The 19104-nt window shown below is 44.5% G+C and carries 14 protein-coding genes; 6 read left to right on the top strand and 8 right to left on the bottom strand.

Features of this window, described 5'->3' with window-relative positions; translation table 11 throughout:
- Positions 1 to 114 precede the first annotated feature (114 nt).
- From leuO to IQQ51_RS08530, 6 genes are all read right to left on the bottom strand, one after another.
- Complete coding sequence (gene leuO / locus IQQ51_RS08555) at positions 115 to 1074, bottom strand: transcriptional regulator LeuO (RefSeq protein WP_019826889.1); 960 nt, start codon at positions 1072 to 1074, stop codon at positions 115 to 117.
- Between the two features lie 346 nt (positions 1075 to 1420).
- Positions 1421 to 2476, bottom strand: coding sequence for an MJ1255/VC2487 family glycosyltransferase (locus tag IQQ51_RS08550; protein WP_193840830.1), 1056 nt, complete (start codon positions 2474 to 2476; stop codon positions 1421 to 1423).
- Positions 2477 to 2530: 54 nt separating this feature from the next.
- Positions 2531 to 3055: a phosphatase PAP2 family protein gene (locus IQQ51_RS08545; protein WP_193840829.1), complete on the bottom strand. Its 525-nt coding sequence runs from the start codon at positions 3053 to 3055 to the stop codon at positions 2531 to 2533.
- Positions 3056 to 3346: 291 nt separating this feature from the next.
- Positions 3347 to 6454 carry an efflux RND transporter permease subunit gene (locus tag IQQ51_RS08540; RefSeq protein WP_193840828.1) on the bottom strand — a complete coding sequence of 1036 codons (3108 nt, stop codon included), beginning with the start codon at positions 6452 to 6454 and terminating at the stop codon, positions 3347 to 3349.
- Complete coding sequence (locus IQQ51_RS08535) at positions 6451 to 7788, bottom strand: efflux RND transporter periplasmic adaptor subunit (RefSeq protein ID WP_193840827.1); 1338 nt, start codon at positions 7786 to 7788, stop codon at positions 6451 to 6453. Before IQQ51_RS08535 ends, IQQ51_RS08540 begins: the two co-directional genes overlap by 4 nt.
- Complete coding sequence (locus IQQ51_RS08530) at positions 7788 to 8447, bottom strand: TetR/AcrR family transcriptional regulator (protein WP_048609655.1); 660 nt, start codon at positions 8445 to 8447, stop codon at positions 7788 to 7790. The genes IQQ51_RS08535 and IQQ51_RS08530 overlap by 1 nt, the downstream gene beginning before the upstream one ends.
- Before the next feature lie 568 nt (positions 8448 to 9015).
- Here IQQ51_RS08530 and leuA point away from each other — a divergent pair.
- The 5 genes from leuA to IQQ51_RS08505 all read left to right on the top strand — a co-directional run bounded on the left by leuA (position 9016) and on the right by IQQ51_RS08505 (position 14838).
- Positions 9016 to 10563 (top strand): 2-isopropylmalate synthase, encoded by a 1548-nt coding sequence (gene leuA / locus IQQ51_RS08525; protein WP_193840826.1) that lies wholly within the window; start codon positions 9016 to 9018, stop codon positions 10561 to 10563.
- 97 nt (positions 10564 to 10660) lie between these two features.
- Positions 10661 to 11752 carry a 3-isopropylmalate dehydrogenase gene (gene leuB, locus IQQ51_RS08520; protein ID WP_017102937.1) on the top strand — a complete coding sequence of 364 codons (1092 nt, stop codon included), beginning with the start codon at positions 10661 to 10663 and terminating at the stop codon, positions 11750 to 11752.
- Positions 11753 to 11869: 117 nt separating this feature from the next.
- Positions 11870 to 13282, top strand: a complete 1413-nt coding sequence (gene leuC / locus IQQ51_RS08515; protein ID WP_048609654.1) for a 3-isopropylmalate dehydratase large subunit — start codon at positions 11870 to 11872, stop codon at positions 13280 to 13282.
- A 14-nt stretch (positions 13283 to 13296) separates the two neighbouring features.
- A complete protein-coding gene (leuD, locus tag IQQ51_RS08510; RefSeq protein ID WP_017061388.1) occupies positions 13297 to 13899 on the top strand; it encodes a 3-isopropylmalate dehydratase small subunit in 603 nt (200 codons plus the stop codon).
- Between the two features lie 156 nt (positions 13900 to 14055).
- Positions 14056 to 14838, top strand: coding sequence for a DUF547 domain-containing protein (locus tag IQQ51_RS08505; RefSeq protein ID WP_193840825.1), 783 nt, complete (start codon positions 14056 to 14058; stop codon positions 14836 to 14838).
- Between the two features lie 287 nt (positions 14839 to 15125).
- Here the strand turns inward: IQQ51_RS08505 and IQQ51_RS08500 are convergent, their stop codons facing one another.
- Together IQQ51_RS08500 and djlA are read right to left on the bottom strand one after the other, a co-directional pair.
- Positions 15126 to 15671: a DUF924 family protein gene (locus IQQ51_RS08500; RefSeq protein ID WP_193840824.1), complete on the bottom strand. Its 546-nt coding sequence runs from the start codon at positions 15669 to 15671 to the stop codon at positions 15126 to 15128.
- A 57-nt stretch (positions 15672 to 15728) separates the two neighbouring features.
- Positions 15729 to 16583 carry a co-chaperone DjlA gene (gene djlA, locus IQQ51_RS08495; RefSeq protein ID WP_193840823.1) on the bottom strand — a complete coding sequence of 285 codons (855 nt, stop codon included), beginning with the start codon at positions 16581 to 16583 and terminating at the stop codon, positions 15729 to 15731.
- Between the two features lie 149 nt (positions 16584 to 16732).
- On the opposite strand from djlA, the gene lptD reads away from it, so the two are divergent.
- The gene (lptD, locus tag IQQ51_RS08490) at positions 16733 to 19087 is read left to right on the top strand and encodes an LPS assembly protein LptD (protein ID WP_193840822.1); all 2355 of its coding nucleotides are present in this window, start codon (positions 16733 to 16735) and stop codon (positions 19085 to 19087) included.
- Positions 19088 to 19104 lie beyond the last annotated feature (17 nt).

Raw genomic sequence — 19104 nt, 5'->3', positions numbered from 1 at the left:
GTTATCAGTAATAGTACGTCTAACGCTAAGTTTTCTATCCACTAAAATAGCGCGCATAAAAAAGCCCCAAGCCAGACTCCTAGCTTAGGGCTTATAAATCATAGGGATTAGTGTCTAGTTAAGTGCCACTACTTCGCCACAGATCATCATTAACTGATCTCGTAACCAAATGTGTCCTTTATCCTTTTCACTTGATTCGTGCCAGCTTAGGAAGCCAGAAATCGCCGCATTATCGAATGGGAAATCTAGAATCTGAAGCTGCTCTTTGTTTGCTGCATGTTCTACCATCCAACGAGGAGCAATCGTTACTAGTTCAGATTGACCAACAACGTAAAGAACGTTGCTCAAGCTCGTACCTTCGTAGAAAGGCGTGCAATCTAGGTCACGGTAAGCTTGCTCAGAGAAGCTACGTTGACCATGGATGCGAGACAGTTTTGCGTGCTTTTCGTTAAGCAGCTCTGCCGCAGAAACTTCACCGTTGATGCGTGGGTGAGAAGCAGAAGCAACCACAACTAATTCGTCTTGGAAGATTTCAGTGCTTGAGAAGCCTTGCTCATCAAAACGAGCGTAATCGATAACGAAGTCGATTTCTTGGTAGCGCATACGCTCAGAAAGTTGACGATCGAATTCAGCATCCATGTGCAGTTTAACGCTCGGTGCTTGGTCGTTGATTGTCGACATAATCTTAGGAGCAAAACGCATGTCACAAGGGCTGCAAATCGCAAGTTTGAACAGGCGAGAAGACGACTCTGGAGAGAACACAGAACTTGGTAGTTCGTTACGCACTAATTGTAGCGCTTGGCGGATTGGACCAAACAACTGACGAGCACGTTGAGTCGGTTGAATACCACGACCTTGACGCATGAATAGTTCGTCGTTAAACATCACTTTTAGACGAGCAACAGCGTTACTTACAGCAGGCTGAGACATACCCAGATTGTGAGCTGCACGTGTAATGTTTTGCTCTTGCATAACTGCATCAAATACAGTCAAAAGATTTAAGTCGACTCCACGAAGTGTGCTTTCCATTCTGTAGCTTGCAATAGCACTCATTGCGTCTTTTTTATCTAACATTCAAGTTGCCTCTTGTCGGTTCGACAGCGTTAAATTGGTAATGGTATGAGAATAGATAACCACTAATTCTTATATTTATCAGACCGATGTTTTTCGGATTGACATTACTATTAACCAATACATCTCGAGCTACCAACAAGATTGATAAAGAATAATTTTATTTTATCTTAATGATTAAATAACATCTAAAAATCAGTAATTTATAGAGTTATAAAAAAATATAAAAAGCGTAACTTATGAGTTTGATTTCGACTTATTTAGCTGTTCTATCTTTTGGTTACAATTGTTACAATTTATTGAACCGATGAATTAGTTGACCAGTTGATTCAGAAATAACACTTATGAGTTAGGTGAGCGATGCATAACTTGGAAAGTCTACCTTGTCCCAAAGTTGCTTTCTTAAGTCATCTTGATTAGACCAATTCCCCGCTAATACCCACTCAACGAGTGCACTTGCCACGTCTGGATAGGTGACCACTTCAGCCTGTTTTTCACTGAGCCAAGTACGCAAGATAGCCGCATCTAAAAAGGTCATGGTTTGAGCTAATCCAAGAGCCTCTAGCGTCGCCACATTGCTCTGTTGTTCGAACTGCCCTTCGAGTGGTTTGAGAAGCAATTTCTTCCCCAAAGTGAGGGCTTCAGAAGGCAATTCAAAGCCACCATTTGCGACCACGCCAGAGCACTGATTGAGGTCGAATTGGAAGCCAGCATGACTGAGTGGTTTGAACTCAATATTTTCGACTCGGCTGTGCTCAATAACATCCGGATGGTAACAGACAAAGTTGTGCGAAATGAACTTCATCAGCAGCTCTGAGATCGACTCAAGATCCTCAAATGGCAAATAGACCAACGTAAAGTCTTGTGCTGTTTTGGTTTGTTCCTCACCAACCAGCGTGTGAACGATAGGCGGCAAAATCGGCTGTTCAAAGTGATACCAATGCAACCCAATTGAGTGCTCGGTTGGGGCGAAATGTTGAATCACTGAATGTTCAATCCAGTTGCCCCCTTCTTTGGGTACATCATAACGAAACGCATTCTGATGGCTTATCCCAATGCATGGCACACCTTGTCTCTTAGCCGCCCATGCAGTGACAGGCTCAAAATCATTAATCACTAAGTCATAAGGCGTAAGATCGATCTGGTTAATCTCACGGAGAAATCGCCAGATGTTGTTCTTCATGAATGTTTTGCCGTATTTCACCTGCCCCTGCTCGCTGTAAAAAGTTAAGCCGCTGCGGGTCTGATAGTTGCCAAACGCTTCCATCGAGAAGTACTTGCTCTCATCTCTCCCAGAGAACAGAAAGTCGACATCAATATTTTGCTGACGAAAAGCGACGGCCATTGCTCTCGCTCGAGCGATGTGCCCATTTCCTGTGCCTTGTACGCCATATAAAATTTTCATGCTTTTTCCTTTAGAGTTGCCACTTAAGCTCGGCAGTGGTTGCCAACAAAATAATTACTGGATGAAGCTGATAGCGAGGCTGGTACAAGCGATGCCCAAAGCTGCGCCAATCAGTACGTCCGTTAAAAAGTGCACACCGAGCAGGATTCGAGAGCCTGCAATCGCAGTTGCCCACACCAAGCTAAAGAGGTACAAGCTCGGATAGAAATGTCCAATTAAGGTCGCCATAACAAAAGCAGCAGCGGAATGCCCTGAAGGCAGGCTGTATTTATCGGATGGCACAATATGAGAGTGAAGTAATGAAGAGAATTCAGCTGGTCGACGGCGCTTGAGGGTATTTTTAGCAAACCAGTAAATAGGTAACTCGATTGCGAAGGCGGTTAAGCCCACCAATAGAAAGTCTCGACCGGTGTCGCTATCGGCCAGCAGTGCAATCAAGGCAATCAAAACATAAAGGTGTCCATCTCCAGTATGAGACACCGCTTTACTAAGCGTTGCATGCTGCCCGCCATAGCGGTTGTTTAAACAGAAAACAGAAAATGCCACATCCCAGCGGACAATAGGTTCGATAGTACGCATACGATCTCCTTAACAATCCTTATTCAGTTAAGGCTCAAGTTATGCCCAACAAATGACAGTTAAGTGACGTTTTGAATGAACTAAAATGAAATTTCCCATGCTTGATAGGCTGGTCAATGGATCAAGTCAGGATGGCGATAAAAGCGACCGATAAAAATAAAGCGACCCAAGGCCGCTTTATTCTTCTATGTTTTCACTTCTTTATATAACCATTAACGCTACTTCTATCGTGTTAATGGTTATAGCGTTCGCTAATGATAATAGAGCTCGCTAATAATTAAGTACTAAAGGCTATAGCGCTAATGGCTCGTGCTTTTTCACCAAACCGAAATCCGCCAATATCGCGTAGGCCGCTGGGATCATAAACAGCACCAGTAAGGTCGAGGCAAATATGCCGAATACGATCGAAATAACCAATGGCTGGATAACCTGTGCCTGTAAGCTGGTTTCCGTCAATAGCGGTAGCAAACCTGCCGCTGTGGTCATTGAGGTCAAGAATACCGCTCGGAAACGCTCACGACTGGCTTTCACCACCGAGTCATGCACGCTATCTCCCTCATCGACATGGTGACGAATGTACTGCACCAACAAGATGGAATCATTAACCACAATACCGGCAAGCGACACAAAACCCATCATGCTTGGCATACTCAAAGAGTGGCCAAGTATCCAGTGTCCAACGACCACCCCAATAAAGGCGAGTGGAATGGCCAACATCACGACCACAGGTTCTAAGTAGCTTCTAAACTGATAGCTAAGAATCGCAAACACACCGAATAAGCCAAGCAAGAATCCTTTGCCCATCGAAGCGCCCGTCTTAGCCGCATCTTTGGCTTCCCCTTCGAAATCAAAGCGTAAACCCGGGTACTTCTGAATAAGTTTGGTGGCTTCATCTTTTTGGAATTGAGCCAAAATCGCGGATGAACTCGCTTTCTTATTATCAATATCACCAAAGATACTGATGGTTCTCAGCCCATCAATACGTTGAATTCGCACGTAGTTACGCTGGAAATCTAACGTTGCCAATGTAGCCAATGGAATCTGACTGCCATCTGCGGTAATGATTGGGAAGTTAGCTAGCTGCTGTATGTCTCCTGCTTGCTCCTTATCAAGACGCACTTCAATCGAGATATTCTCAACACCGATTTGAATCTCGTCCGCCGTTTGCCCAAAGAAAGCCGCTCGTAACTGAGATGCAATCATCTGCCCATTCACATTGTAGGTTTCCGCACCTGGACGAAGTTTAACTAAGATCTCTTCCTTACCCATTCGCATGTCATCAAGCACGCCGTGCACACCATCAAACTGATTGAGGTACTCCTGAATATCCAAAGAAGCAGATTTCAACGCGCTCAGGTCATCGTGTTTGGCGCGGATTTCAATAGCACGACCACCCGGCCCCATTGTCGGTTGCTTGAACACTAATGAAATAGGGTCCGCCAGCTCACCGATATCCTCTCGCCATGCATTGATGAAATCATCGATAACGGTGTTACGGCTCTCTGCTCCGCGTAAGTCTAAACGCACAGTGGCTAAGTGTGGGCCAGATTCATTGGCATCGGCGTTAGCATTGAATTGGCTGGTGATATGCTCGACCAGTGTATTGCCTTCTTCAACCTCTTCGCTCCATTGCTTGTTCAAACGCTCAGCAGACGCGACGATTTTGTCGACCACTTTCTCGGTTTGAGACAGTGATGCGCCCGGCGGAAGAATAATACGCGCCTCGGCAATATCGCCATCCAGCTCTGGGAAAGGTTGAAACTTAACTACGCCACCAGCAATCAAGGCTACTGAAAGCAACAACAGCGTAATCACTCCGCCCATAAAGGCATAACGGAAGGTCACGACTTTCTCAACCATGTCCATCAAAGTGGTATTACGAAAGTTCTCGAATTTCTCAAGTAACACAACCTTAAAGCGCAGCACTGGCTTGTCATTCTTTTCTTTGTGTAATGAATGAGATAGGTGATTAGGTAGAATCAGGAAGGCTTCAATCAAGCTCAACGACAGCACCAAAATCAAGACTTGAGGAACGGCCTTAAGCACCGCGCCCATCTCACCATCAAGAAACAATAAGCTACCGAAAATACACACAGTGGTTAGGAAAGAAGACAGTACTCCGGGAAGCACTTTCTTAACGCCGTTGTACACCGCATCATCAACATTCTGCCCTCGGTCTAAATGGGACGCTATCGATTCAGCGATCACGATGGCGTCATCCATCATAATACCGATTGCCATCAACAACCCGACCAGCGACATAATGTTGATCGACAAACCAAGGTTGGCCATTAAGAACAAGCCACCAAGGAAGGCCACCGGCAACCCCGCCGCGACCCAAAATGAATAACGTAAGCTGAAGAACAGCCACATGGTTGCGAACACCAGCACAATACCTTGCCAGCCATTGCGAACCATCATGGTAAGGCGATCCCACAGCACAGAGGAGAGATCGTTGGTCATTTGTAGCGTCACGCCATCAGGGGCAATCGCGCTCTGATCTTCAACGAAACGCGTCACGTTCTCTTTGATTCGTAGCGCATCATCTTCTTTGTTTTTACTGATTTTCAACAGAGCCGATGGCTTGCCATCAAACAACACCTTCTGTTCATCAAGCTCAAAGCGGTCGGTTATTTTTGCAATGTCCCTCAGACGGATCACTGATCCATTAGGCGCAGATCCAACCACGATGCTTTCCAGTTCAACAGGCGTAATTCGTCTCTCGTCGAAACGAATCAGAAAGTTTTTGTCTGGTGTTTCAACGTTACCACTCGGCAGTTTTACATTCTGTCGACCAATTTGGTCTGCGATATCACCGACACTCAAGCCCAGCTGGCGAATCGCTTGGGTATCCAGTTCCACTCGATATTGATGATCAGAGAAACCACTGACCTCGACCAAAGAGACATCGTAATCAAGCTTCATGGTTCGCTTAAGATCTTCCGCGTAGGCCTTAAGTTCCGGCCATGACGTTTCGGCTGTGATAGCGATATCAACAACCGGTTCATTCCAATCTAGCTCTTGAACAACAGGTGATTCAATCTCAGTTGGGAAGTCATTGATCGAGTTGATCTGGGTTTGCACATCCACCAGCATTCGGCCGATGTCCGCTTTCTCATTTAACTTGAGAATTAAACGGGCGCTGCCTTCGATGGCTTCACACTGAGTCTCTTCAATGTTGGCTAAGCCGTCTACTGCATCTTCCATTCGCACACATAAGCTCTCTTCCACTTCTTGTGGAGAAGCTCCGGGATAAACAATCGCAGCCATAATGTAAGGCGGATCGTAAGCGGGGAAGGTTTCACGTTTGATGGTCGATAGTGAGCTTATACCCAAGATCAACAATCCAAGCATCAACAAGTTTGCTGCTGTTGGGTGCCGAGAGAAAAACTTGATCATGACACACTCTCCTGAGTATCTGATTCAAGCTCAGCCTCTTCAGAGTTCGACTCTCTTAGTAGCATGCCTTCTATTGCTGGCAGAACATCATTGAGAACCAGTTTATCTCCCGTTTGTAGCTCGCCACTCACAACCACTTGATTGTCTCTGCGATAAAGCACTTCAACATTCACCACTTGCAAACGCTGATTGTCATCCATCAGATAAACCTTATCACCATGCAGTGCTCGCTCTGGAACCACCCAACTTAGATTCGCGACACCTTCAATCTCAGCTTTTACAAACATGCCGTTGACCAAAGGGGTCGCATTGCTTGGCTGCAGTTGTGAATAGTCTTGAGCGATCTCAAGAATAATTCCGGCTGTCGCTTGGTTTTCATCAACCGTCTCACTGATTCTTGCCACCTTCGCAGGCCAACTCAGCTTCAGGTTGCCGCTGTTAAGTTGAATCGTCGCTTTGATTGGCGCTTCATAAGGATTAGGGATCCCTGCAGCATCGCGAGGGAACTGGTTGAAACTGGAGGCTAAAGTTTGCATATCGTGAATAGAAAGTTGCGCCTCCACTTCCATGACATTAATTCCGTGAGCAATAAACATCTCTTGTTGAAGATTAACCACTTGATTTTGTTCGATATCAACCTGAGCAATTCGCATTGCCCTTGGCAAAGTGATAGTGGTCTTATCGAGAGAGCGCTGCGCCTCTTTTACCTTAGACACGTTGACCTTAATCACCGCCTCCGCGACACGCTTTTCATCTGGCATTAAGGCAATTTGGTTCGCAATATCTAATACCAATTTCTGCTGAGACAATGCACTTTGTTGTTGCAGGTCGACATCAGACTGAGAAGTGAGACCTTTCTTACGCAGATCTTGTTTACGCTGTAGCTCTTTATTGCTGATCACCAAACGATTCTTTTCGATCTTAAGAGTCTGATTCAGGTTGTCTTCTTCTTGATTCAATTTCGCTAATGAAGTTTGGCTTGATTTTAGATCCGCCTCTGCTTGTATCAGCTTCAATTCATAATCCAATGGATCAACCTTGAGCACGACCGTTCCTTCAGGAATCACCTGGCCTTTTTCAAGATCTGGATGTCGATACACGATCTGTCCTGTCACCTCAGCAATCGCTTTCCATTCAACTTTAGGCACCACTTTGCCAAAGCCGACCGCTAACGGCGCTATCAGTTGTTGTTCTAGGCTCACAGTATCAACTAAGCGAGCCCTATCACCCGCAGGTTTGGTTGGAAGATCCGGCTTCAAGTTAATCGCGGCGACAAGGCCAATCACACCAACCGCAAGTGCTGGAAAGAAGAGTAGTTTTTTATTTATTTTCATTATCTTTGGTCCTGCACGGAAGAAGGGCTCGGCGCGTTGATAAAGCCTTCAGTCATCAGTTGAATGTTGTGTTCGATTAAACGATTAAGAAATTCTTCATTAATTTCAATCCCATGGATTGCCAATAAAGGCGGCGGAGCGATGAAAGGAAACACCATCAAGCTTACATACGAAACACGGCACAATTTTGGATCCATGTTCTGTTTTAAGATGCCTTGTTCAACCAACTTTTCAAAAATGACATCTTGGGCTGGCTTTGCAACATCGAGGAAAACCTTTTCGAGCAACTCTCTTTGCACTTCAGAGGGAGGCATATTCATCACTTGGGCTATCAAGCGCGGAAACTTCGGCACCTTGACCATCTCTTTGTAGTAAGTCCGCATTAAATCAAGAAAGTTCTCATGACTGCTTTCTTCAACCAACCTTTGCATCTGCAATTGCATCGGTCGTAGCGTTTCACGCAGCATCGCTTCAAACAACCCGGCCTTACTGCCAAAGTAATAACGGATCATCGCAATGTTCACACCCGCACGCTCAGCAATCAGGCGTGTCGAGACCTTGTCGTATGGCTGAACGACAAACAGATCACGAGCATGCTCAATCAATAACTGTCGAACATCTAAGTTCTTTTGAGGTCGCCCCGCTTTTCGTGCCGTCATGGCAAAAATCCATCTCTATAATTAATCATCTGATTAATTATAGAGATAAACAGGCGTAACAGTAGAAGATTAATTACTCACTATTTAATCAAGTGATTAATTAATTTGGTCACGCTTGTGATTTTTTTGGTGAATCGTTCCATCAAAAAGATTTACTACAAAGTTTTAACCTACACATAAGCCAAACGATAAACTAACCCCCCAATACAAAACCACCAATCAGATGATTTAGCCAATAACACAGTACAAAACAGCACAAACCAAACCAAAACGTCGCCAATGCACGCTGATATTGGATTTTCTTGTTTGACGCTCAGAATAAATTGCGGTAAATATGGTGTTAACAGTTTATTTACGGATATTTGTGTAATGATTTTTTCTTCTTCTCGACTGCTGAAACTTCTCCTTATCGTGAACCAATCGCGCGGGTAAGTTGTGGGTCAAGAACTACACAAATATTAAAACCCGCGCTGAGCGGGTTTTTTTGTAACTGGCACTTTTAAAAGAACATCATTCTTAATAATAATTTGGATAGCAATCGATTCATTATCGATATAAGGAAGCACCCATGAACGATCAAGTGATAATTTTTGACACGACCTTACGTGATGGCGAGCAAGCGTTGGCAGCAAGCCTTACGGTAAAAGAGAAATTACAGATCGCTTATGCACTTGAACGACTGGGTGTAGATGTTATTGAAGCGGGTTTCCCTGTTTCATCGCCAGGCGATTTCGAATCAGTACAAGCCATCGCCAAAAATATTAAAGATAGCCGCATCTGTGCGCTTTCTCGTGCCGTTGCAAAAGATATCGACGCCGCTGCCGAAGCACTAAAAGTGGCTGAACAGTTCCGTATTCATACCTTCATTTCTACATCGACGGTTCACGTACAAGACAAATTACGCCGCAGCTACGACGATGTTGTCGAGATGGCAGTGAAAGCAGTAAAACATGCGCGTAACTACACTGACGATGTTGAGTTCTCTTGTGAAGATGCCGGTCGTACCCCTATCGACAACCTATGTCGTATGGTTGAAGCCGCGATTAACGCTGGCGCAAAAACCATCAACATTCCAGACACCGTAGGCTACACAGTACCGAATGAATTTGGTGGCATTATCCAAACGCTATTTGATCGCGTACCAAACATCGATCAAGCGATCATCTCTGTTCACTGTCACGATGACTTAGGCATGTCGGTTGCTAACTCAATTGCTGCCGTTCAAGCAGGTGCTCGACAAATTGAAGGCACAATCAATGGTATTGGTGAGCGTGCGGGTAACTGTTCTTTAGAAGAAATTGCAATGATCATCAAAACTCGTCAAGAGCTATTAGGTGTTCATACTGGTTTGGACCACAAAGAGATTCACCGTACCAGTAAGTTAGTTAGCCAGCTTTGCCACATGCCAATTCAAGACAACAAAGCAATCGTTGGTGCTAACGCATTCAGCCACTCTTCAGGTATTCACCAAGACGGCATGCTTAAGAACAAGAACACTTACGAGATCATGACGCCTGAGTCTATTGGCTTAAAAAACAAAGCATTGAACCTAACAAGCCGCAGTGGTCGTGCAGCCGTTAAGAGCCACATGGACGCAATGGGCTACAAAGACAATGAGTACAACCTGGATTCATTGTACGAAGACTTTTTGAAACTGGCTGACCGTAAAGGCCAAGTATTCGATTACGACCTAGAAGCACTGATGCACTTCGCAAATCTACGTGACGAAGATGACTTCTATAAACTTAACTACCTAAGCGTACAATCTGGTAGTGTTATGTCTACCACCAGCATCAAGCTGCAATGTGGTGATGAAGAGAAATGCGAAGCGGCTGTCGGTAACGGCCCGGTTGATGCTTTATACCAATGTATCTACCGCTTAACGGGTTACGAAATTGCATTGGATAAATTCGACCTTACCGCGAAAGGTGAAGGCGAAGATGGCTTAGGCCAAGCTGATATTATTGCTAACTATAAAGGCCGCAAGTACCACGGTACGGGCGTTTCAACGGATATCGTTGAAGCCTCTGGTCAGGCGCTACTGCACGTTATTAATAGCATTCAACGCGCAGACACCATTGCTGAAATGAAACAGCAAAGAATCGCAACAGTTTAAACACCCAATAACAGAGCCCTAGAGCCGATGTTGTTGGCTTTAGGGACAAAATTTAAAACGAGCGAAAGAGCTCAGTAACAAGAATTAAAGGATTAACATGACTGATAAATCATACAAGATTGCCGTACTACCTGGTGATGGCATTGGCCCAGAAGTAATGCAGCAAGCACACAAAGTGCTAGACGCGATTGAAAAGAAGCACGCGATTAGCTTTTCTCGTGAAGAGTATGATGTTGGTGGTATCGCAATTGATAACCACGGCTGTCCACTTCCAGAAGCGACAGTAACGGGTTGTGAAGAATCTGACGCAGTACTATTTGGCTCGGTTGGCGGCCCTAAATGGGAACACCTTCCACCAAACGATCAACCAGAGCGTGGTGCCCTACTTCCTCTACGTAAACACTTCCAATTGTTCTGTAACCTACGTCCTGCACAAATCCACAAAGGTTTAGAGTCTTTCTCGCCTTTGCGTGCTGACATCTCAGGTAACGGCTTCGACATCGTTGTAGTCCGTGAACTAACTGGCGGCATCTACTTCGGCCAACCTAAAGGTCGTGAAGGCGAAGGCGCAACGGAAAAAGCTTTTGATACCGAGGTTTACCACCGTTACGAGATTGAACGTATTGCAAAGATCGCGTTTGAATCTGCACGTCTACGTAACAAAAACGTTTACTCAATCGACAAAGCAAACGTTCTGCAGAGCTCTATCTTATGGCGTGAAGTGGTTGAAGAAATCGCAAAAGATTACCCAGATGTCACGCTAAACCACATGTACATCGACAACGCGACCATGCAGCTAATCAAAGACCCATCTCAGTTTGACGTAATGCTATGTTCAAACATCTTTGGTGACATCATCTCTGATGAGTGCGCAATGATCACCGGCTCTATGGGTATGCTTCCTTCTGCAAGCTTAAACGAAAGCAACTTCGGTCTATACGAACCTGCAGGTGGCAGCGCACCAGATATCGCAGGTAAGAACATCGCGAACCCAGTAGCGCAAATTCTTTCTGCAGCGCTAATGCTTCGTTACAGCCTAGGCGAAGAAGCGGCAGCACAAGACATCGAATCAGCGGTATCTAAAGCGCTTTCTGCAGGCGAGCTAACGGCAGACCTTGCAGGTAAGAACCAAGCACTGACTACCTCTGAAATGGGTGACAAGATCGCTGAGTACATCTTAGCTTCATAAGCTAAATGCTCCGATTAGAAGCAAGTACATAAGAATAATATCAAGCCAAGTCAGCGTAAACCGCATGACTTGGCTCGAAACAAACACTGGGACTGATGCTCCCAAGGAAGAAAAGCTATGTCGACAAACCAGCAAGCAAAAACCTTATACGAAAAAGTTTATGACGCTCACGTTGCGGTTGCAGCAAAAGGCGAAACGCCAATTCTTTATATCGATCGTCACTTAGTCCACGAAGTAACGTCGCCACAAGCCTTTGATGGTCTGCGTGAAAAAGGCCGTAAAGTTCGCCAAGTAGGCAAAACTTTTGCGACCATGGATCACAACGTATCGACACAAACTAAAGACATCAACGCTTCTGGTGAGATGGCTCGTATCCAAATGGAAACGCTATCGAAGAACTGTGAAGAGTTTGGTGTCACGCTTTACGATCTAAACCACAAATACCAAGGTATTGTGCACGTAATGGGTCCTGAGCTAGGTATTACGCTACCGGGCATGACCATCGTATGTGGTGACTCACACACGGCTACACACGGTGCATTTGGTTCTCTTGCATTCGGTATCGGTACTTCAGAAGTTGAGCACGTTCTAGCTACGCAAACACTAAAACAAGCTCGTGCTAAAACGATGAAGATCGAAGTAAAAGGCAAGGTTGCTCCAGGCATCACGGCAAAAGACATCGTGTTAGCGATCATCGGTAAAACTACAGCTGCAGGCGGTACTGGCTACGTTGTGGAATTCTGTGGTGAGGCAATTACAGACCTTACGATGGAAGGTCGTATGACGGTATGTAACATGGCTATCGAGCTTGGCGCTAAAGCAGGTCTAATTGCCCCTGATGCAACGACATACGAGTACATCAAAGGTCGTAAGTTCTCTCCACAAGGCCAAGACTTGGAAGCGGCAATCGAATACTGGGACACATTGAAAACCGATGCTGACGCTGAATTCGATGCAGTTGTTACATTAGAAGCAGCAGATATTAAACCACAAGTTACTTGGGGTACTAACCCAGGTCAGGTTATCTCGGTAGACACGCCAATCCCTGCACCAGAAAGCTTCGCTGACCCTGTTGAAAAAGCATCTGCAGAAAAAGCTCTGGCTTACATGGGCCTTGAAGCCGGTAAATCTCTATCTGATTACAACGTAGATAAAGTGTTCGTGGGTTCTTGTACTAACTCGCGTATCGAAGACATGCGTGCAGCAGCAGCGGTAGCGAAAGGCCGTCAAGTAGCGAAACATGTTCAAGCGCTTATCGTTCCGGGTTCAGAGCAAGTTAAAGCACAAGCTGAAGCTGAAGGCCTAGATAAGATCTTCATCGAAGCCGGCTTTGAATGGCGCTTACCAGGCTGTTCTATGTGTCTTGCAATGAACAACGACCGTCTAGGTCCACAAGAGCGCTGTGCTTCTACATCAAACCGTAACTTTGAAGGTCGCCAAGGCCGTGATGGTCGTACGCACCTAGTTAGCCCAGCAATGGCAGCCGCAGCGGCAATCGCTGGTCACTTTGTCGATATTCGTGAACTTTAATTAGAGGATTTAACATGTCAGGTTTTCAACAACACACCGGATTAGTCGTTCCTCTAGATACGGCCAACATCGATACTGATGCGATCATTCCAAAGCAGTTTCTACAGAAAGTAAACCGCATCGGTTTTGGTAAACACTTGTTCCACGATTGGCGCTTCCTAGATGACGCAGGCCAACAACCAAACCCTGAGTTTGTAATGAACGAAGCTCGCTACCAAGGCGCTTCAATTCTTCTAGCTCGTGAAAACTTCGGTTGTGGCTCATCTCGTGAACACGCACCTTGGGCGCTTGCCGATTACGGTATCCAAGTAATGATCGCACCAAGCTTTGCCGACATTTTCTACGGTAACTCGATCAACAACCAAATGGTGCCAGTTCGATTGACTGAGCAAGAAGTGGACGAGCTATTCCAATTCGTTGAAGCGAATGAAGGAGCAGAAATCACGGTTGATCTAGAAGCGATGAAAGTTAGCGCGAACGGCAAAGAGTACTCGTTTGAAATTGATGAGTTCCGTCGTCACTGCTTACTGAATGGTTTAGATAATATCGGCCTTACACTTCAACACGCCGATAAGATCTCAGAGTTTGAAGCTAAGATTCCTAGCTTCCTAAAATAATGAGACGTTTCTGAATAAATCTAAAGGTTGGCCAAGTGCCAACCTTTTTTATTTGTCTAAGCTTTTAACTTAACTTCATATGTTTATTAAAATGAAGAGCAATGAAAGAAAACGGTAAGCCTTAAGGTCTTAGTAGTCAGTCATCAGGAGAATGCCATGAAACAACTACTTTTTATTGTCAGCCTACTTTTCTCAACCTTAGCTTGGTCTGCGCCTAAATCCGATCTTTGGCCATACTGGAACCAAAGCGACGAAGCCAATCTAGAACAGGTATCTCACCAAGATTGGCAGCAATTTCTCGATAACTACTTAGTTAAACAAGGGCAAAACACCCTAGTTCGCTATAAAGCAGTGAACACTGCCGATAAGACAAAACTCAATCAATACATCAAGCAACTCGAACAGGTGAATCCGCTCGACTATTCAAAAGCGGAGCAGTATGCCTATTGGGTTAACCTATACAACGCCGTGACTGTCGATTTGATTCTTGATGCCTATCCGATCAAATCCATCACTAAACTTGGCGGACTATTTAGTTTTGGGCCGTGGGGAGATGATGTGGTAGTCGTTAACGGAAAATCACTGACACTCAACGACATTGAACACCGAATCCTAAGACCGATTTGGCAAGATCCTCGCACGCATTATGCAGTGAACTGTGCTAGCCTAGGTTGCCCTAACTTACAACCTGACGCTTTTACCTCTGACAATACTGAAGCCTTGCTAGAGCAAGCTGCAACTGAGTTTGTAAGCAGTGACAAAGGCGTGATGGTTACAAACAATAAGCTTCAACTATCATCGATTTACGAATGGTTTGCTGTGGATTTTGGTACAGAGAAACAACTTATTCAGCACTTAGACCAATATCGAACTGAAGCAGTAACCAATACTCAAAACATCAGTTATGAATACGATTGGTCGCTCAACCAAGCAAACTAGCTCTAAGGCTAAAGTTGATCACTAAAGTTCATCACTAAAGCAAAAAAATAGGCGAGAGGTTTTATTTACCGCTAGGGCGTGTTGACCTTTCGCGGTTAAATTTTGTTCGAGATAAAAGCGTTTTAATCGCGGCGAGGGGAAGTAGCCTAGTCATTCTAAGCCAATCTCCCTCAACAAAGAGTAAAACGCTTTTAGCCGAACCCTTTGGGCAGCGTTTGCTGGAAAAATCAGCTCGAAAGGTCAACACGCCCTTGCCTCTTTTTATCTATTGGACTATATATCTACAATTAAAAACTTGAGCCCGGTTGCTGCAAGAACTCAACCTCTTCAGGAGTTGAAGCTCGCCCTAACACCTCATTACGGTGAGGGTAGCGACCAAACTGCTCAATGATAACCTTGTGCTTAAACTCAAAATCCAGATTATGTTCTAATCCCGTTTGAGAAAAGAGTTCCACGGCTTGTTCATGGACTAACAAAGACTCACTGTGCATATAAGGCATATACAGGAAGCTTTTCTGTTGCTCGTTAAGCTGGTGATCAAATCCACCCGCGACCGCCTCTTGGGCTAGAGCCAACGCCATCGGATCAGCAAAAAATGCTGTTGAACTGTTTCTGCCTATATTTCGAGAAAACTGATCAAGCACGATAATCTCTGCCAATCGCCCTTGTGCATTTTGTCGCCATTCAAATAGCTCACCTTGAACGGCTGTTTGATGCAGTTCAGAAAATCGAGACTCTATCAAAGTGTCAATCTCGGCGCCGCCAGTAAACCAATCTTTAGGCGTCAACTCATCGAACCAAAACTCTAGAACATCCTGATACGTTACCGTCATATAATTCCCTTTAATAAAAAACCGAGTAACTTTGTTATTACTCGGTTTAGTGTTCGATTACTTAAAACCTTTGACTTTCTTTATCAGGTCGTAAGCATTTTGAATTTCTTGCGATTTCTCTTTCGCAACATTCATCATCTCAGGCGGTAAGCCCTTCGCCATCAGTTTATCTGGGTGATGCTCATTCATCAGCTTGCGGTAGGCTTTCTTCACCTCTTTACCGTCAGCACTTTCACTCACACCAAGAACCTTATATGCATCGCCTAGCTGGTTCTGTTGTGAAGCCTGTTGCCAACCTGATGATTGCCCATGGCCTTGATGGCCACCAAAGCTTCCACCTTGCTGTTGGAAACGGAACGCAGCTTCTTGCATCTGTAAGCGGCGTTCTAGTTGCTCTGCAGAAAACCCTAGGCCTTGCGCGATCTTATGCAAGACCTGACGCTCACTTGGATGCAAGCTCCCATCAGCAAATGCAGCAGATACTTGTAGCTCTAAAAAGAACTGCAGCAAATCAAAACGACCACCCGATGAGATTTTCACTCGCTCAAGTACGTCGCTCAGCGGGAAGTCACTCTCTTTACCGTCACGAAAAGCATCTTGCGCCGCTTTACGTTGCTCTCCATGTAGGTTCATGCGCTCCATCATAGTAGAAGCAAGCTGAATCTCTTCTGGCGTTACCTGCCCCTTCGCTTTAGCAACATGTCCCATAACCGCAAAAGCGGATTTGAAAAACTCATTTTGTCTTTCAGCTTGGCTTGGACCTCGGCCAAAACCAGAGCTATTGAAGCCCGATTGGCTTAAACGTCGAGCCTTATCAAATTGATGCCCTAAAAACAGGCCAAAAAATAAACCGGGGATGTGCCCAAATAAAAAGCCAAAAAAAGCGCCCAAAATTTTGCCAAATATTTGCATTATGTGTTCTCTATCTATGAATTTTATCTGAGTAACGCTGTCTGATGATGCTGAATGCTAATATTTCCTTTATCATAAGGAAAATGCTTTATTAATTGGATTGATACTAGATCAACCCTTCATCTAGTGACACAGGATAGTTCAACTTCATGCAATCTTTTTCCCGCACCTTGTTAGCCGCGTCTATAAGTACAGCGTTATACGTGTCGACAACTCAAGCTGAAACAATCACCAATAGTAGTGTGCAGGAAATGCCCTCTATAGATCAATGCTTGATCGAGCCCGCTGCAGAAAACGAGACACAGCTACCCGCTCACGTTGAGTCAGATCGCTTAGAAGCTATCAATGGTGACAAGGCCATATATTCAGGTGACGTAGTAGTTACGCAAGGGAACAAGACCATCCTTGCCGATAACGTAACCCTGCACCAACAAGAAAATATCGTTGTAGCTGAAGGCAACGTAAACTTTAGTGATGGTCAAATCAAATCTATCTCAGACAGAGCGACCAATAATCTGACTACAGATCAAATCGAACTAGAGAACACCCAATACCAGTTCCTTTGTGAACCAGGCCGAGGGGATGCCCAATATATATCCCGCACTGGTAAAGCGGTTTATACCATGGAAGATGGATCTATCACTTCTTGCCCACTAGGTGATAAGTCATGGAGGCTAAAAGCTTCTAGTATCGAGCTAGACCAAGATGAAGAACAAGCCACATTCTACAACCCACGTTTTGAGATTCTAGATGTTCCTGTTTTCTACATGCCATATCTCACTGTTCCAGTAGGAGATAAGCGTAAAACTGGCTTTTTGTACCCTACGATTTCGTACGGTTCAAGTGATGGTTTCGAAACCGAAATACCTTTCTATTGGAATATAGCACCAAACTACGATCTACTTTTCACAACTAAATATATGGCCGAGCGTGGAACACAACTAAACAATGAGTTCCGTCATTTAAGTGCTTTTGGTGAAAGCAATTTAAAATTTGAGTTCCTAGAAAGCGATGATAAATATCCAGAACAAGGCAGTCGCTGGGGAGGACAGTTCAACTTTGAAGGTATCTATAAAGAAGCATGGAAGTTTGATATCGATTACTCGAAGGTAAGTGATGTTAACTATTTTTCAGACGTGGATTCGAACATAGGTAATCGTGAAGATGGTCAACTAATGCAGTCTGGCCAAATAAGTTATCGAGCATTGAATTGGGATGCTTCTCTCGCCGTTCGTGACTTCCAAGTACTCACCGATGGAAATACCCAAGCTTATCGCTTAATGCCACAGCTAACGTTTAACTATTACGCTCCTATTATATGGGACTCTGTAGAGGTTGATATGATTAGTCATGTCTCTCAATTTGATACAGATGCAAAAGGAAAACCGACAGCAACACGATTGCACATAGAACCAGGATTAAAAGTACCATTAAGCACAACCTGGGGAACATGGACAACCGAGGCTCGCCTACTTGGAACATACTATAACCAAGACCTCAGTGGTGTGGATACATCTACATCAGAGTATGCAGATTTAGAAACAAGCGTTAGCCGAGTAATTCCAGAATTTAGAAGTCATGCAGGCCTTGTGCTTGAACGCGACACTACTTTAATGAATGGGTATACACAAACTCTTGAGCCACAAGTACAGTATCTTTATGTTCCTGAAAAAGATCAGACTAATATTGGTCGATACGATACAACTCTTTTACAGACAGATTATTACGGCTTATTTAGAAGCAGGAAATACAGCGGCGTAGATTTTATAGCAGCTGCCAATCAACTTAGCTATGGGGCATCGTCTCGTTTCTTTGATGACGAATACAAAGAGCGACTGAATATCTCTTTTGGTCAAATTTTTTATATCGATAAAGAAACGAAGCAGTCATCTGGCAGCAACGATTCATCAGAAAATTCTAATTATTCATCTTGGGCCGTTGAAGTAGATTTTAATTATGATGACTATCTTTTTTACCATGGCGGCGTTCAGTACGATATCGACTCTGCAGAAATGCAATTAGCCAATAGTACTATTGAATATAGAATAGACAGTAACGGTTTTATTCAAGCAAACTACCGATACGTCACCAAAGAGTACATTGAAGACAATGTCGGTGAGACCATTACCAATATAGATGAAATAACACGTGAAGGTATCTCACAAGCAGGTTTAGTCACAGGCTACCAGTTCACTCCAAAATGGTACGCGAGCGCTCAGTACTATCATGATGTAAATGAAAACATAGCTATCGAATGGTTAGCAAACCTACGCTATAAAGATGACTGTTGGTATGTAGGAGTTACCTATAGCAACGAACTCCGAAGCTGGACTGGTAATGGCTACTCAGACATAAATGCTGATCCTGTTTACGAAAACAACTTTAGTGTCAATTTTGGTATTGTAGGCTTCGGTACATCTGCTGGATCTGGGTCAAACGTTTCAGGCTTCGATAGTTCTGGAAACTCTTTAGAGTACGGCCGCCCATTCTTCTTAAACAACTAATTTTCTTTACTGATAAG

Origin of the sequence: Vibrio sp. OPT18, assembly GCF_015163615.1 — a bacterium.
GTDB classification, from domain to species: Bacteria; Pseudomonadota; Gammaproteobacteria; order Enterobacterales; family Vibrionaceae; genus Vibrio; species Vibrio coralliirubri.
This window is presented reverse-complemented; position numbering and strand designations above follow the sequence as displayed.